The organism is Pseudomonas sp. P8_229, from assembly GCF_034008635.1.
Lineage (GTDB): Bacteria > Pseudomonadota > Gammaproteobacteria > Pseudomonadales > Pseudomonadaceae > Aquipseudomonas.
The window spans coordinates 3077235-3092500 of the sequence record NZ_CP125378.1; the positions used below are offsets into that span (position 1 = coordinate 3077235).

General features: G+C 60.3%; 17 protein-coding genes (1 of these 17 only partly in view). 5 read left to right on the forward strand and 12 right to left on the reverse strand.

Translation table 11 applies throughout. The annotated features are described in order from the left end of the window. The first annotated feature begins 80 nt into the window (after positions 1-80). The gene (locus QMK55_RS14035; protein WP_095190284.1) at positions 81-407 is read left to right on the forward strand and encodes a DUF883 family protein; all 327 of its coding nucleotides are present in this window, start codon (positions 81-83) and stop codon (positions 405-407) included. Here the strand turns inward: QMK55_RS14035 and QMK55_RS14040 are convergent. Continuing rightward, the gene (locus QMK55_RS14040) at positions 380-1297 is read right to left on the reverse strand and encodes a LysR family transcriptional regulator (protein WP_320329389.1); all 918 of its coding nucleotides are present in this window, start codon (positions 1295-1297) and stop codon (positions 380-382) included. The two genes, QMK55_RS14035 and QMK55_RS14040, sit on opposite strands and share 28 nt — an antisense overlap. 114 nt (positions 1298-1411) lie before the next feature. Here QMK55_RS14040 and trpB point away from each other — a divergent pair, with 114 nt between their 5' ends. The 3 genes from trpB (at position 1412) to QMK55_RS14055 (ending at position 4034) form a co-directional block, all read left to right on the forward strand. Then, on the forward strand, positions 1412-2644 hold the full coding sequence (gene trpB, locus QMK55_RS14045) for a tryptophan synthase subunit beta (RefSeq protein WP_102355433.1): 1233 nt from the start codon (positions 1412-1414) through the stop codon (positions 2642-2644). Further along, positions 2644-3456 (forward strand): tryptophan synthase subunit alpha, encoded by an 813-nt coding sequence (gene trpA / locus QMK55_RS14050; protein ID WP_320329390.1) that lies wholly within the window; start codon positions 2644-2646, stop codon positions 3454-3456. Before trpB ends, trpA begins: the two co-directional genes overlap by 1 nt. A gap of 122 nt (positions 3457-3578) precedes the next feature. Then, a complete protein-coding gene (locus QMK55_RS14055) occupies positions 3579-4034 on the forward strand; it encodes an anti-virulence regulator CigR family protein (protein WP_320329391.1) in 456 nt (151 codons plus the stop codon). Between the two features lie 48 nt (positions 4035-4082). Here the strand turns inward: QMK55_RS14055 and QMK55_RS14060 are convergent, their stop codons facing one another. The 11 genes from QMK55_RS14060 to QMK55_RS14110 all read right to left on the reverse strand — a co-directional run bounded on the left by QMK55_RS14060 (position 4083) and on the right by QMK55_RS14110 (position 14208). Then, entirely contained in the window at positions 4083-6044 is a 1962-nt protein-coding gene (locus QMK55_RS14060; RefSeq protein WP_102355430.1) for a DUF4105 domain-containing protein, read from the reverse strand. After that, entirely contained in the window at positions 6041-6361 is a 321-nt protein-coding gene (locus tag QMK55_RS14065) for a DUF2388 domain-containing protein (RefSeq protein ID WP_007911662.1), read from the reverse strand. The genes QMK55_RS14060 and QMK55_RS14065 overlap by 4 nt, the downstream gene beginning before the upstream one ends. Before the next feature lie 43 nt (positions 6362-6404). After that, on the reverse strand, positions 6405-6713 hold the full coding sequence (locus QMK55_RS14070; RefSeq protein ID WP_102355429.1) for a DUF2388 domain-containing protein: 309 nt from the start codon (positions 6711-6713) through the stop codon (positions 6405-6407). Between the two features lie 107 nt (positions 6714-6820). After that, entirely contained in the window at positions 6821-7138 is a 318-nt protein-coding gene (locus QMK55_RS14075) for a DUF2388 domain-containing protein (RefSeq protein ID WP_102355428.1), read from the reverse strand. A 134-nt stretch (positions 7139-7272) separates the two neighbouring features. Then, positions 7273-7482, reverse strand: a complete 210-nt coding sequence (locus QMK55_RS14080; RefSeq protein ID WP_102355427.1) for a DUF1127 domain-containing protein — start codon at positions 7480-7482, stop codon at positions 7273-7275. Between the two features lie 256 nt (positions 7483-7738). Next, the gene (locus QMK55_RS14085; protein WP_007962833.1) at positions 7739-7954 is read right to left on the reverse strand and encodes a DUF1127 domain-containing protein; all 216 of its coding nucleotides are present in this window, start codon (positions 7952-7954) and stop codon (positions 7739-7741) included. A 321-nt stretch (positions 7955-8275) separates the two neighbouring features. Then, positions 8276-9769: an acetyl-CoA hydrolase/transferase family protein gene (locus tag QMK55_RS14090; protein ID WP_320329392.1), complete on the reverse strand. Its 1494-nt coding sequence runs from the start codon at positions 9767-9769 to the stop codon at positions 8276-8278. A 214-nt stretch (positions 9770-9983) separates the two neighbouring features. Beyond that, a complete protein-coding gene (locus QMK55_RS14095; RefSeq protein ID WP_007911651.1) occupies positions 9984-11417 on the reverse strand; it encodes an NAD(P)(+) transhydrogenase (Re/Si-specific) subunit beta in 1434 nt (477 codons plus the stop codon). Beyond that, the gene (locus QMK55_RS14100; RefSeq protein WP_003187417.1) at positions 11417-11737 is read right to left on the reverse strand and encodes an NAD(P) transhydrogenase subunit alpha; all 321 of its coding nucleotides are present in this window, start codon (positions 11735-11737) and stop codon (positions 11417-11419) included. Before QMK55_RS14100 ends, QMK55_RS14095 begins: the two co-directional genes overlap by 1 nt. A 15-nt stretch (positions 11738-11752) precedes the next feature. Beyond that, the gene (locus tag QMK55_RS14105) at positions 11753-12874 is read right to left on the reverse strand and encodes a Re/Si-specific NAD(P)(+) transhydrogenase subunit alpha (RefSeq protein WP_320329393.1); all 1122 of its coding nucleotides are present in this window, start codon (positions 12872-12874) and stop codon (positions 11753-11755) included. Between the two features lie 434 nt (positions 12875-13308). Next, the gene (locus tag QMK55_RS14110) at positions 13309-14208 is read right to left on the reverse strand and encodes a LysR family transcriptional regulator (protein WP_320329394.1); all 900 of its coding nucleotides are present in this window, start codon (positions 14206-14208) and stop codon (positions 13309-13311) included. A gap of 157 nt (positions 14209-14365) precedes the next feature. On the opposite strand from QMK55_RS14110, the gene QMK55_RS14115 reads away from it, so the two are divergent. After that, positions 14366-15266: the 5' portion of an acyl-CoA dehydrogenase gene (locus QMK55_RS14115; RefSeq protein ID WP_102355422.1), read on the forward strand. 281 nt of this gene lie beyond the right edge of the window; only the first 901 of its 1182 coding nucleotides appear in the window; the start codon lies at positions 14366-14368; its stop codon lies beyond the right edge, outside the window.

Genomic DNA, 15266 nt, shown 5'->3' on the forward strand with positions numbered 1-15266 from the left:
GTTCAGATTTTCTGCACTTTCTCAAACCGCTGAAGTCCCAACCAACACACGCCACTCATCACCAATGCAGGAGAGCCACCATGGCCAACACCTCTTTACGTAAAGCCTCGTTGCAAAGCATGGAAGCCGAGATCGAGAGTCTGCTCAAATCGTTGGAAAGCCTGAAGGACGATGCCTCGGACGAGTCGCGCAAGACCCTCAAGGCGCTGAAAAGCAATGCCGAAAGCGCGCTGAAACATTCGCGTCACCTGCTCAGCGATGCCTACGAAGAAGTCAAAGTGAAAACCCGCGAGACCGGGATCGCCACCCGTGATTACGCTCAGGAACACCCTTGGACCACCGCCGGTGTGGCGGTGGGTGCACTGGGGCTGCTGGCCGCCTACTTGCTGTTCAAGCGCGGCGAGTGATCCGTCTGGCGCAGTTCGTTCTTGAGCCACTGCGCCAGTTGCCGGGCGCGCCCGTCTGCGGCGCGCTTGGGTAGCCACAACGCCAGTTGCGCCGGGGTTTGGCAGAAACCCCACGGCGCAACCAGTCGACCAGCCTTCAAATCTTCGGCCACCAGCGGCTCTGGTGCGATCGCCACGCCTAGACCCGCGACCGCTGCCTCCAGCAAATAATACAAATGCTCGAAACCCTGTCCCAACTTCAACGCCTTGGCGTCGAGGCGGTTTTGTTGTGCCCAGCTCGGCCAGGCTTGAGGGCGAGAGGTGGTGTGCAGCAGGGGTTCGCTGAGCAAGGCTGATGCCGGTGCGGTTTGCAGGCGCTGATAACCACGGAACAGCGGGCTCATCACCGGTCCGATGCGTTCTGCCGTCAGCTCGTACACCTGCATGTCTGCCGGCCATGGTGGTTCGGCGAACAACAGCAAGGCGTCGAGTCCGGGGCGCCGTGGGTCGAGATCACCTTCACCGGCGGACAGGTGCAGGCGCAAGTCCGGCAGATCGGCATTGAGCCGGCCCAAGCGTGGGATGAACCAGCGCGCCAGCAGACTGCCAGAGCAGCCGAGCACGAACGGTGCGTCGGCGGTGTTTTGCGTCAGCTCGGCGCACACACTGCGCAACCGATCGAATGCCTCGCCGCTGGCGTCTCGCAGACGAATCCCGGCATCTGTGAGTTTCAGGCCGCGCCCATCCTTGACGAACAGGCTCACCCCCAGATGCTCTTCGAGCACTTTGAGCTGGCGGCTGACCGCGCCGTGGGTGACGTGCAGCTGTTCGGCTGCCTGACTGACGCTGTTCAGCCGGGCCGTGGCTTCAAAGGCACGCAAGGCGTTCAGCGGAGGAAGGTCATGGCTCATGGTATCTGTGAGATTTCCTGACAGGTTGTAGCGATCTTATCGGTTTTCAGCCTGGAAGGTCAGGGGTAGAGTGGACGCCATTCTCTTCTCACCCGAATTCACCTGGAGCACATCATGACCCAGACTTCGAACACCTCCAACCTGCGCAGCGGCCCTGACGATAACGGCCTGTTCGGCGCGTTCGGCGGCCGCTACGTGGCGGAAACCCTGATGCCGTTGATCCTCGATCTGGCCCGTGAATACGAAGCGGCCAAGGAAGATCCGGCGTTCAAGGAAGAGCTGGCCTACTTCCAGCGTGACTATGTCGGTCGTCCGAGCCCGCTGTACTTCGCCGAGCGTCTGACCGAGTTCTGCGGCGGCGCCAAGATCTACCTCAAGCGCGAAGAGCTGAACCACACCGGCGCGCACAAGATCAACAACTGCATCGGCCAGATCCTGCTGGCGCGACGCATGGGCAAGAAACGCATCATCGCCGAGACCGGCGCCGGCATGCACGGTGTGGCCACCGCCACCGTTGCCGCGCGTTTCGGTCTGGATTGCGTGATCTACATGGGCACCACTGACATCGAGCGTCAGCAGGCCAACGTGTTCCGCATGAAGCTGCTGGGCGCCGAAGTGATCCCGGTGGTGGCCGGCACCGGCACCCTCAAAGACGCGATGAACGAAGCCTTGCGTGACTGGGTGACCAACGTCGACAGCACCTTCTACCTGATTGGCACCGTGGCTGGCCCGCACCCGTACCCAGCGATGGTGCGCGACTTCCAGGCGGTGATCGGCAAGGAAACCCGCGAGCAGTTGCAGGCTCAGGAAGGTCGTCTGCCGGACAGTTTGGTGGCGTGCATCGGTGGCGGTTCCAACGCCATGGGCCTGTTCCACCCGTTCCTCGACGACAAGAGCGTCGAAATCATCGGGGTCGAAGCGGCCGGTTATGGTATCGAAACCGGCAAGCATGCTGCGAGCCTGAACGGCGGCGTACCGGGTGTGCTGCACGGCAACCGTACCTTCCTGCTACAAGACGACGACGGTCAGATCATCGACGCCCACTCGATTTCCGCCGGCCTCGATTACCCGGGCATTGGCCCTGAGCACGCGTGGTTGCATGACATCGGTCGTGTTCAGTACACCTCGGTGACCGACGACGAAGCCCTTGAAGCGTTTCACAAATGCTGCCGTCTGGAAGGGATCATCCCGGCACTGGAAAGCGCTCATGCGTTGGCTGAAGTATTCAAACGCGCGCCGAACCTGCCGAAGGAGCACCTGATGGTGGTCAACCTGTCGGGCCGTGGCGACAAAGACATGCAGACCGTCATGCACCATATGGAACAGTCCAAGCAGGAGAAACACTGATGAGCCGCCTGCAAACCCGCTTTGCCAAACTCAAAGAACAGAACCGCGCCGCGCTGGTGACCTTTGTCACCGCCGGGGACCCGGATTACGCCACTTCGCTGGCGATCCTCAAAGGTTTGCCGGGCGCTGGCGCCGATGTGATCGAATTGGGCATGCCGTTCACCGACCCGATGGCCGACGGCCCGGCGATTCAACTGGCGAACATCCGTGCGCTGGGCGCCAAACAGAATCTGGCGAAAACCCTGCAGATGGTCCGCGAGTTCCGTGAAGGCAACAGCGATACGCCGCTGGTGCTGATGGGCTACTTCAACCCGATCCACATGTATGGCGTGCCGCGCTTCATTGCCGATGCCAAGGAAGCAGGTGTCGATGGCCTGATCGTGGTCGACATGCCACCGGAGCACAATGCCGAACTGTGCGATCCGGCACAGGCTGCCGGCCTGGACTTCATCCGACTGACCACCCCGACCACTGACGATGCGCGTCTGCCGAAAGTGCTCAATGGCAGCTCGGGTTTCGTGTACTACGTGTCGGTGGCCGGTGTGACCGGTGCTGGCGCGGCAACACTGGAGCACGTCGAAGAGGCGGTAACGCGCCTGCGCCGGCATACCGACCTGCCGATCAGCATCGGTTTCGGCATCCGCACCCCGGAGCAAGCCGCCTCCATCGCACGCCTGGCAGACGGTGTGGTGGTGGGCTCGGCCCTGATCGACCACATCGCCAATGCGACCACGCCGGAGCAGGCCATCGACGGCGTGCTGAGCCTTTGCTCGGCACTGTCCGAAGGCGTGCGTCAGGCCCGCGTCAGTTGAAGGTAAAGTTCCTGATACAGAGGAATTAGCGCCTCACAACGCAGCCTAATTGAGCAAGACCGAGGGATTCAGAACCACGTTCTGAATCCCTTTTTGCTGTTGGTGCAGTGAGGAAAGACCCGATGAAAATGCCGAAACGTCTGATGGCCGGATTGGGCGTACTGATGATCAGTGCGACACCGCTGCTGGCCAGCGCCGATCAGCGCGATGATCATGACCACGGTGGCCCGCAGCAGGGCCAGTACGACAACCATGGCAATGACCATCGCGACGATCATCGCGGCCCGCCAAACGATCACCGTGGCGGCCCGCCACCGCACGACTTCGGCCCGGTGCGCCAGACCATTCGCGACAACCACGGCTACTTCGTGCGCGGTGCACCGCCACCACCGGGTATCCGTCTGGAGCGCGGCCGGCCGTTGCCGCACGGTTATTACGGCGAGCGGCTGGACGGTCGGGCGCTGAGCCGTTTGCCGGTGTATCCCGGTTATGAATGGCGGCGCACCGGGGGCGATATCGTGCTGATCGCGGTGGGCACCGGGATCGTTTACGAAATTCTGGATGGCGTTCTGAACTGATCTGCAGGTAATAAAAAAGATCGCAGCCTTAGAGCTGCGATCTTTTTTTCAGGGCAGCTCAAGTCCGCCGGATGCCTTGTGCAGTTTGCGCAGATGTTCGCCGATCTGCTTCACGTTGGCTTCGCTGGCGGCAATCTCGGCGGCTCGCTTGGGTTCCAGCAACTTGCGCACCTCTTTGTCCAGATCGCCGCTCAGCGCCAGCAGTTGTTTCTGGCGTTGGCTGCTTTCATCTTGCAGGCGCTTGAACTCGCTCGGTTGCGGCAGACCGTAGCCGCGGCTGTCGAGCAGTTCTGCCGGACGGCTGAGGAAGCCGCTGTTGGCGAGAATTTCCTGCAGGGTCGCGTTGGCCTTGTCCATGCCACCGTTCTCCAGCTCCCGTGCGCCGAGGTAGCGTTGCTTGACCTCATCCTGGGCCAACAGCAACTGGCGGCGATAGCTCGCCTGTTCCAGCAGCAGCAATGCGGCACTGGTGCGCAGGTCTGCGCGCTCGAACCACTGGCGGCGCTCTTCGGCAGACAACGACAGCCAGTCCTCGACCGTGGTCTGTTTGATCGGCAACTGCTTTTTCAACACATCGAACATCGCCTGATAGCGATCGCGGAACGAGTCGAAGCGATAGCCCAGGCGCAGCGCTTCCTTGGGATTGTCCAGTACGCTGGTGTCGGCCAACCCACGGCCTTTCATCACCTCCAGCAAGCCGTTAGGCATGATGCTGTCGAGGCCGACCAGTTGCTTGTTGTTGCTGCCGCTGCGCAACAGCTTGAGGCTTTCCACGGCGCAGTTGTTGGACAGGAAGAAGTAGTTGCCGTCGTAGCTCCAGTGCATCTCGGCGGCGTGTTCGACGACTTCCTCAATCTCGGTGCGCGACAGGTTCAGTGGCACCGAAGCGAGGCTGCGCAGTTCGGTCTTGGTGTACTCGTCGATCACCTGGGCCAGCGGCAGCACGAACAGCCGCGACGGGTACTTGCCGACCAGACCGTCCCAGCTCGACAACTGTACATCGCCGACAAAGGCGCGGTAGGACAGCACCAGATGCTGGTCCAGGTCGAGCCGGCAGTCCGGACCCCGTGGTCGCCCCGGCGCACAGATCACCAGGCGCAACATGCTGTGGCCCCAGCGGCTGACCCAGTTCTGGTTGGCCTCGGCCAGCAAGTAGTCGACGGCATACACCCGCTCCGGATCGACCTGCCCCAGTGGCTGTTTGGCGAAGTCGTTGCCGGCATTGAGAAAGGCGAAGGTGTTACTGCAGGTGTCCTTGACCGGAGGAGCCCAGTCGAAGCGTTCCTTGTAGTAGCGATAGAGCGCCGGACGGCGGCAGGCGTAGCTCGGGTCGAGGAGGAAATACTCCATGTTGACCGCGACAAACTCTTTCGGGCTGGAGATTTCGTACAGGTCCGGGCTGCGGGCCACCTGACGGTTGTGCTGTTCACGCTCGCCGCGGCGCCCGACGTACTGTTGCCAACCGGCGAGGTCGAGCAGGCGCGGGTCATCGCTGAGGGTGAAGCGCCGTTCGGTCTGTCCGCGACATTCATCGGGAATGCCGACCAGGCCGGCGCTGTTGCTGCGGCGGGTGCAGCGCTGGATCAGCGTGCGCTCGGCGCCGGGCCACAGACGTGCGCGGTCATAAATGTGGGTGAGTTCGTGCAGCACCGTTGCCAGCAGTTCCTGGCGGACCGTGCCGTGGGGGCGATTGGTTTTCTCTTTGGCCGCGCTGCCGTCGGTGAGGCTGGCGAGCAGTTTGCGGTTCAGGTCGAGTTCGGCGACCAGGGTCGCCTGGCCGTAGGCGTTGCCGGGCATGTCGTCGGTCCAGCCGACATCGATGCGCCGGTCCAGCTGTTCGACGAAGCTGGGCGGCAGCTTCTGCATCGCTTCATCGAGCAACGCTTGACTGGCCTGCTGCTGGGCGGGGCTCAGGCCGTCGGTCTTGAGCCGCAATTGCAGGCTGGCGTGGGCGCTGTTGCCGAGCAGCAACATTGCCCCGGCCAGCAGCCAGGCACCGAGTGACTTCACAGTGCGAGGATGGCTTCGGCGAGCACCTGATCACTGGCGTCGCGGGCTTCGGGTACACGCGTGCGCAAGGTGTTGAGGGCGGCTTCCAGGTGCGCACCACGGATATCGCCGTTGGTGGCAACGAAGCTGGCCGCATCGTCGTGGGCTTCGCGGATGATTTTCGAATCGCGAATCGACGTGGTGGTATCGGAGGTGAAATCGATGGTGCGCTGGGAGGCACGAACGATGATGTTACTGGTGGCTACCAGGGTGTGCGCCTGGGCCACGTCGGCCAATAAAAACAGGCCAAGGGCGGCAGCAATCAGCGGGCTACGCATGGAACGACTCCGGTGGGGCAATGATAACGAAGGACTGGGATAACTATTGGACGAGAATTGCCTGTGCCAGTTCAAGGTCGCTGACATGAAGTTTTGGTCGGGATTTGCGCAGGTAATGCAGTGCGGATTCGAGCTGCGCGCCGCGCAATTGACCGTCACTGGCAACAAACGCCGCCGCGTCATCGTGAGCGGCGATGATCAGTTTACGGTCGAATGGTGCGGAAGACACCATTCCGGTGGCCCATACCGTCACCACGGTGTTTTGCGTGGAGACATCAAAGGCATCGACCGACGTCGCCCAGCAGGCGCTGATCAAGGCAGAAGGAATAAGCAGGTTGGTCAGAAAACGCATGGGACTCGATAACGGTTAGCGAGTCTCAAGGCTAGCGTAATGCCCGGGCCAGAGCCAGTGGCGAAACATCGGGACACGACTGGCGTGTCCCTTCCAGCGAAGTCGGATCAGATCGCCAGGATGGCTTGCGCCAGTTGTGTGTCGGTGGCGTTCAGTTGCGGTGCCTGATGACGGATGAGGTCCAGGGCACTTTCCAGCTTCACGCCACGGATCTGGCCTTGGCTGGCAATGAAGCTGGCAGCGTCGTCACGGGCGGCGATCACGACTTTGTTGTCACGCAGTGAAGAGCTGACGTCGGAAGTGGCGTCCGAAGAGGACTTCAGTGCGCCAACTACGGCGTCAGTGGTCACGATGAAGCTGGTGGCGCTGGCGTTGGCTGCCACGGCCAGCAAGGCGGCAGCGCTGAGCAGGCGAAGACGGGACATGGTGTATCTCCTGAAAGTAAACCGTATTGAGAGGTGGCTTGTGTCTGATGAGTCAGACGCGAGTTACAGAAGATTCGCCACGTTCTGCCATGGATATTAGGCCGCCGCGCGTTGTTCGCACAGTGGGCAGAATGCTAGCGCCAGAAGGGTTTCTCCAACTCGTTGAGCCGATCGGCATGGCTGAGGCCCAGATCCGCCAGGTCGCGTTGATCGAGCTGAGCCAGCAGACGCCGTGTCCTGGCGCGCTCCAATGATTGCCAAAAGCCACGCAACAGGCGCCGCAGGCGGTGCGGGCGAACGAGCGGCTGGATCGAAATTGCTGAAACATCCTGTAAGTCTTTCATGGCGTATTCCTTAAGCCGGGAGGGGTTAAGGACATGCTGCGCCGGATGCACTTTCGGAGGCAGATACACCGATAGGGAATTGTACTGGTTAAGATTCTGTTCTTTTAAAACTGTACCTGTTGTTCTTGTCGGTGGTTGTACGGGCATTTTTCAGACCCTGAAACGACAAGACCCGTCGCGGTTTCCCGCGACGGGTCTTGTGTGTTCAATTCGGGTTGCTGGCGGTGGGTCTAACGACCAGAGCCAGCGACGCTACTTAGCGCCAGAACGGCTTGCTCAGCTCTTCGTAGCGTTGTGCTTCGCTAATACCGGCGTCAGCCAGCAGACGCGAATCCAGACGAGCCAGTTGGTGGCGGCTGGAGATGCGGCGCTGCCACAACATCAGGTTGGCGATAACGCGCAGAGGCAGGGAAGCCTGGTTTTTTGCAGCTTTGTCTTCGAAGAACAGTTCGGAACTGAGTGTACGTTCCATGGTTGACATCCTTCCGCTTGTGGCGGGATCAGGTAGTGGTTTGACTGGTGCCCATGATCCTCTCGTTTGCCTAGTCTCTCTAGATACAGTTCAACTGTATTGTGAGTGACCAGTTAACTGTTTATAGGGGGTGTACGGGTCAAAATTGAGCAAACTGTACCTGTCTGCACTCAAGTGGTGCGTTATTGTTCAATTCGAAGGAAATAGCAGGTAAAAGCTGTAGGAAAACACCGGTACAGCAGTACAGTTTTTGTCAGGTGCGGAGGGTGGTAAAATCCGCTGACACAACCTGTGTTTGCATCAGCGGGTTGACTGTGCGAATTACACCGCCAGCATGCGCCCGGTTTCTTCCAGGTTCATGTGCCAGCTCAGGGCTTCGCGCAGGATGTGCGGGGTATGACCACCGATGGCGCAGGCGGCGGTGAAGTAGTCATTCAGCGCCTGGCGATAATCGGGGTGCACACAGTTGTCGATGATCACCCGGGCGCGCTCGCGTGGGGCCAGGCCGCGCAGGTCGGCCAGACCGACTTCGGTCACCAGGATGTCGACGTCATGCTCGGTGTGGTCGACGTGGCTGACCATCGGCACCACGCTGGAAATCGCCCCGCCCTTGGCGATCGACTTGGTGACGAACACCGCCAGGTGTGCGTTGCGCGCGAAGTCCCCCGAGCCACCAATGCCGTTCATCATCCGCGTGCCACAGACGTGGGTGGAGTTGACGTTGCCGTAGATGTCGAACTCCAGCGCCGTATTGATGCCGATGATGCCCAGGCGACGCACCACTTCCGGGTGGTTGGAGATCTCCTGCGGACGCAGCACCAGTTTGTCCTTGTACTTCTCCAGGTTGCCGAACACGTCGCTGTTGCGCCGCTCCGACAGGGTGATCGAGCTGCCCGAGGCAAAGCTCAGCTTGCCCGCATCGATCAGGTCGAAGGTCGAGTCCTGCAATACTTCGGAGTACATGGTCAAGTCTTCGAACGGCGAGTCGATCAGACCGCACATCACTGCGTTGGCGATGTTGCCGATCCCGGCCTGCAACGGGCCGAGCTTGTTGGTCATGCGCCCGGCATCGACTTCCTGCTTGAAGAACGTGATCAGGTGTTCGGCGATGGCGTTGGTGTCGACATCCGGGGTTGACACCGTGGACGGCGAATCCGCTTGCTGCGTGATGACGATGGCGACGATCTTCTCCGGCGGGATCGGAATCGCGGTGCTGCCGATGCGGTCGTCGACCTTTACCAACGGGATCGGCGTGCGCGTCGGGCGGTAGGTCGGGATATAGATGTCATGCAGGCCTTCGAGGTTGGCGTTGTGTGCCAGATTGATCTCGACGATGACCTGTTTGGCGAAAATCGCGAAGCTTGCCGAGTTGCCCACCGAAGTGGTCGGCACGATGTGGCCCTGTTCGGTGATGGCCACGGCTTCGATTACCGCGATGTCCGGCAGCTTCAACTGCTGGTTGCGCAACTGTTCGACGGTTTCCGACAGGTGCTGGTCGATGAACATGACTTCGCCGGCGTTGATTGCCTTGCGCAAGGTGCTGTCGACCTGGAACGGCATGCGGCGTGACAGCACGCCGGCCTCGGTCAATTGCTTGTCGAGGTCGTTGCCCAGGCTGGCGCCGGTCATCAGGCTGATCTTCAGCGGCGTGACCTTGGCTCGCTCGGCCAGCGCGTGAGGGACGGCCTTGGCTTCGCCGGCGCGGGTGAAACCGCTCATGCCGACGGTCATGCCGTCTTCAATCAGAGCGGCTGCGTCGGCGGCGCTCATCACTTTATCCAACAACGAAGGCAGGCGAATACGGTCACGGTACATGGATTATTTTCTCGGGAAGCGAGTAGCAGGATGCGCAGTCTAGTGAATTTCGCGGGCGCCTGTCCCGCTACCAAGGTCGCAAACGAGGCGTCTATTTAGCGGGTTTGAAGTAAAACACCGTTACCGGATATGCAACAACGTGGCAAATTGTCCGACGCTTTGCGCAAACAAAAACGCCCCGACAAGTCGGGGCGCTTGGTCTGGCAGCGATGGATTACTCGACCGCTTTGACCATGTCTTCGATGACTTTCTTCGCGTCGCCGAACACCATCATGGTCTTGTCCAGGTAGAACAGTTCGTTGTCCAGACCGGCATAGCCGCTGGCCATCGAGCGCTTGTTGACGATGATGGTCTTGGCCTTGAACGCTTCGAGAATCGGCATGCCGGCGATCGGCGACTTCGGATCGTTCTTCGCGGCCGGGTTGACCACATCGTTCGCCCCGAGCACCAGCACCACGTCGGCCTGGCCGAACTCGGAGTTGATGTCTTCCATCTCGAACACCTGGTCGTAAGGCACTTCGGCCTCGGCGAGCAGAACGTTCATGTGGCCTGGCATGCGACCGGCCACCGGGTGAATCGCGTACTTCACGGTCACGCCACGGTGTGTCAGCTTCTCGGTCAATTCCTTCAGCGCGTGCTGTGCACGTGCAACCGCCAAGCCGTAGCCCGGCACGATGATCACGGTATCGGCGTTGGTCAGCAGGAAGGTTGCGTCGTCAGCCGAACCGGATTTCACCGGACGTGCTTCTTTCGCACCGGCAGGACCTGCATCTGCCGTGTTGCCGAAACCGCCGAGCAGTACATTAAAGAAGGAACGGTTCATCGCCTTGCACATGATGTACGAGAGGATCGCACCGCTCGAACCCACCAGGGAACCGGCGATGATCAGCATCGAGTTGTTCAGCGAGAAGCCGATACCCGCTGCTGCCCAGCCCGAATAGCTGTTGAGCATCGACACCACGACTGGCATGTCGGCGCCGCCGATCGGGATGATGATCAGCACGCCCATCACGAACGCCAGCGCCAGCATCAGCGCGAACGCCGTGAGGTTGCCGGTGAACATGAAGGTCAGGCCGAGAGCCAGTGTCGCCAAGCCCAGCACTGCATTCAGCTTATGCTGACCGGCAAACTGTACCGGTGCGCCCTGGAACAGGCGGAACTTGTACTTGCCGGACAGCTTGCCAAACGCAATCACCGAACCGGAGAAGGTGATGGCACCGATCGCGGCGCCGAGGAACAGCTCCAGACGGTTTCCCGCCGGGATCGAGTCGCCCAGTTGTTTAACGATACCCAGCGATTGCGGCTCAACCACCGCAGCGATCGCGATGAATACTGCCGCCAGACCGATCATGCTGTGCATGAAGGCGACCAGTTCCGGCATCTTGGTCATTTCAACGCGTTTGGCCATGATCGAACCGGCCGTACCGCCAACCAACAGGCCGACGATCACGTAACCGATACCGGCAGTCGCGAGCTCAGCGCCCAACTTATAGATGAGGCCGACGGTGGTGAGGATCGCCAACGCCATGCCGAGCATGCCGAACAGGTTGCCGCGCCGCGATGTGGTCGGGTGCGACAGGCCTTTGAGGGCCTGGATAAAGCAGATCGACGCGATCAGGTAGAGCGTCGTGACGAGATTCATGCTCATTACTTCGGCGCCTCTTCTTTTACTTTCGGGGCTTTCTTCTTGAACATCTCAAGCATGCGGCGGGTGACCAGAAAGCCACCGAACACGTTGACCGCAGCCAATGCCACGGCGAGGGTGCCCATGGTTTTGCCCAGCGGTGTGACGGTGAGGGCGGCAGCCAGCATGGCGCCGACGATCACGATTGCCGAGATGGCATTGGTCACCGCCATCAATGGCGTGTGCAGCGCAGGTGTAACGTTCCAGACCACGTGGTAACCGACATAAATCGCCAGCACGAAGATGATCAGGTTGTAGATACCGGGGGAGATAAGCTCTTCCATCGTCTGAATCCCTGCTTAGGCGTTTTTGCGGATGACTTGGCCGTCGCGGCACATCAGGCACGCGGCGACGATGTCGTCTTCGAGGTTGACGTCGAACTGGCCTTCTTTGGTGAACACCAGCTTGAGGAAGTCCAGCAGGTTGCGGGCATACAGTGCCGAGGCGTCTGCAGCAACCTCACCGGCCAAATTGGTCGGGCCGCAAATGGTCACGCCATTCTCGACCACGACCTGATCAGCCACGGTCAGTGGGCAATTACCACCCTGAGCCGCCGCGAGGTCGATGACCACCGAGCCCGGTTTCATCTGCGCCACAGTCTCTGCGCTCAGCAGTGTCGGTGCCTTGCGGCCCGGGATCAGCGCGGTGGTGATGACGATGTCGGCCTGCTTGGCGCGTTCGTGCACGGCCTGGGCCTGACGCTGCATCCAGCTTGCTGGCATTGGTCGTGCGTAACCGCCGACACCGACCGCGCATTCACGCTCTTCATCGGTCTCGTAAGGCACGTCGACGAACTTCGCACCTAGGGATTCGATCTGCTCTTTTACCGCCGGACGCACGTCGGACGCTTCGATCACCGCACCCAGACGTTTCGCCGTGGCAATTGCCTGCAACCCGGCCACGCCTGCGCCGAGAATCAGCACGCGCGCCGCTTTCACGGTGCCTGCAGCGGTCATCAGCATCGGCATGAAGCGCGGATAGTAGTGCGCGGCCAGCAACACAGCCTTATAGCCGGCGATGTTCGCCTGCGACGACAGCACGTCGAGGCTCTGCGCGCGCGAGGTGCGCGGCGCCGCTTCGAGGGCGAACGCGGTAATTCCGGATTCGGCCATTTTGGCGATGGTTTCGTTATTGAACGGATTGAGCATCCCCACCAGCACCGTGCCGCGCTTGATCAGCGCCAGTTCGGCGTCGCTGGGGGCGACCACTTTGAGAATCAGCTCGGCACCGAACGCATCGTTGGCACTGCCAATGGTTGCGCCCGCCGCTTCATAGGCACTGTCGACAACACTGGCTTTAACGCCGGCGCCGGTTTGCACAGTGACCTTATGACCTTGGCTGATCAGCTTTTTAATGGTTTCCGGGGTTGCAGCAACCCGTGTTTCACCGGTCTGGGTTTCGAGAGGAACACCAATGTGCACGTCAAATCTCCTGCGTGATCTTATTGAGTAAACCCAGGCACTGCGGATGGTGCGGCTGGGGCGGCCGATCAGCACGATCCCGCCAAATCAGGGCGGGGCGCGGCATTTTGCAGGCGAACTTTATGCCCTTCAAGGGATTATGACGGGTGACGGAAAATTAACTACAAGTCATCCCGTGACCGAATGTCGCAGATGGCCGGCTGAATCCCTTGCAGGCTGTGCCTTGTAAGGATTCTGGCCGAATTTGAAAAAATTTCTCATCGGTGACGTGAATAGGCCGTAATGAGTCGCTGATGGAGGCTCAAAGCCACGTAGTCAGGCGCTTGTGGGACGTCTGTACGACTTTCGGATACAGTCTGCGATTTTGCGACAAATACTTATATCTGTAGGGCTTTGATTTTCCTGACTACCGGGTTAGTAATCGCTGTAAACCTTTATTCTTCTAAGCTGTAGCTGTTTGCCTGATTGACCAGCCAATCGCGAAATGCCTTGAGTGATGCCGATTCGACCTTACGCTCCGGAATCATCAGGTAATACGCCTTGATGCTGGAGAGCGCTTTCGGGTTGGCGATCACCAGGCGTTTCTCGGCCAGTTCGCGCTGGATCAGGAACGGCGGAATCAGAGCGATCCCCATGTCGTGCATGGCCGCCTGGGCCAGCATGGAGAATAGCTCGTAGCGTGGACCTGTCATGTCGCGGGGGATGTTCAGGTGCTGTGAGTTGAACCATTGGCGCCAAGCGTAGGGGCGGGTGGTCTGTTGCAGCAGTGGCAACTCGGCGATCTCGTCGGGTGTCAGATGCTTGCTGCCCCCGAGTAGGGTGGGACTGCACACCGGCATCGGATTTTCGCCCATCAACCTGTGGGATTCGGTACCCGACCAATCAGCGTCGCCGAAGTAGATCGCCGCGTCGAAATCGGTGTCGGCAAACAGGAACGGGCGGGTGCGGTTTGTCAGGTTGACCGTGACCTCGGGGTGCTTGAGCTGGAAATCCTTGAGCCTTGGCAGCAGCCATTGCGTGCCGAAGGTTGGCACCACCGCCAGTTCAATCACATTGGTGCCCTGCTGGCCCATGACCGAGAGCGTGTCGCGCTCGACGGCATCCAGTTGCATGGCGACCCGACGGCTGTAGGACAGACCGGCTTCCGTCAGCTTCACCCCGCGTCGTGAGCGTCGGAACAGTTCCACACTGAGGAAGTCCTCAAGGCTGGCGATCTGTCGGCAAATCGCGCCCTGGGTGAGAGAAAGCTCTTCGGCAGCTTTGGTAAAGCTCTCGTGGCGAGCGGCGGCTTCGAAGCTGATCAGGGCGGTAGTGCTGGGGATCTTCCTGCGCATGTACGTCAACCTCACTAATGCGCCGCATAAAAGGCATTCAGCGACGTTTCGGAGTGAGAAATTAGCACAACAGGATGCGAAATCCTCGTTTGCCGCGATGGCGAACCGGGCCTAGGATCAATGCCACGTTAATTCACCGATTTGCGAGGACACACTCATGGGCGGTAAAGCTAGCTTCAACTGGATCGATCCCCTGCTGCTGGATCAACAGCTCACCGAAGAGGAGCGCATGATCCGCGACACCGCCACCCAGTTCGCTCAACAGAGCCTGGCGCCACGTGTCCTTGAAGCTTTCCGTCATGAGAAAACCGATCCGGCGATCTTCCGCGAAATGGGCGAAGTCGGCCTGTTGGGCGCGACCATCCCTGAGCAATACGGTGGCAGTGGCCTGAACTACGTCAGCTACGGCCTGATCGCCCGCGAAGTGGAGCGTGTCGACTCCGGCTACCGTTCGATGATGAGCGTGCAGTCCTCGCTGGTGATGGTGCCGATCAATGAATTCGGCACTGAAGCGCAGAAGCAGAAATACCTGCCGAAACTGGCGTCCGGCGAATGGATCGGCTGCTTCGGTCTGACCGAGCCGAACCACGGCTCCGATCCGGGCGCGATGATCACTCGTGCGCGCAAGGTCGACGGCGGCTACAGCCTGACCGGCGCCAAGATGTGGATCACCAACAGCCCGATCGCCGATGTGTTCGTGGTCTGGGCCAAGGACGATGCCGGCGACATCCGTGGTTTCGTTCTGGAGAAGGGCTGGAAGGGGCTGAGCGCTCCGGCGATTCACGGCAAGGTCGGCCTGCGAGCGTCGATCACCGGTGAAATCGTCATGGACAACGTCTTCGTGCCGGAGGAGAACATCTTCCCCGACGTGCGTGGCCTGAAGGGGCCATTCACCTGCCTTAACTCAGCGCGTTATGGCATCTCCTGGGGCGCATTGGGCGCTGCCGAGTTCTGCTGGCACACCGCTCGCCAGTACACACTGGATCGTCATCAGTTCGGTCGCCCATTGGCTGCCACTCAACTGATCCAGAAGAAGCTGGCCGACATGCAGACCGAGA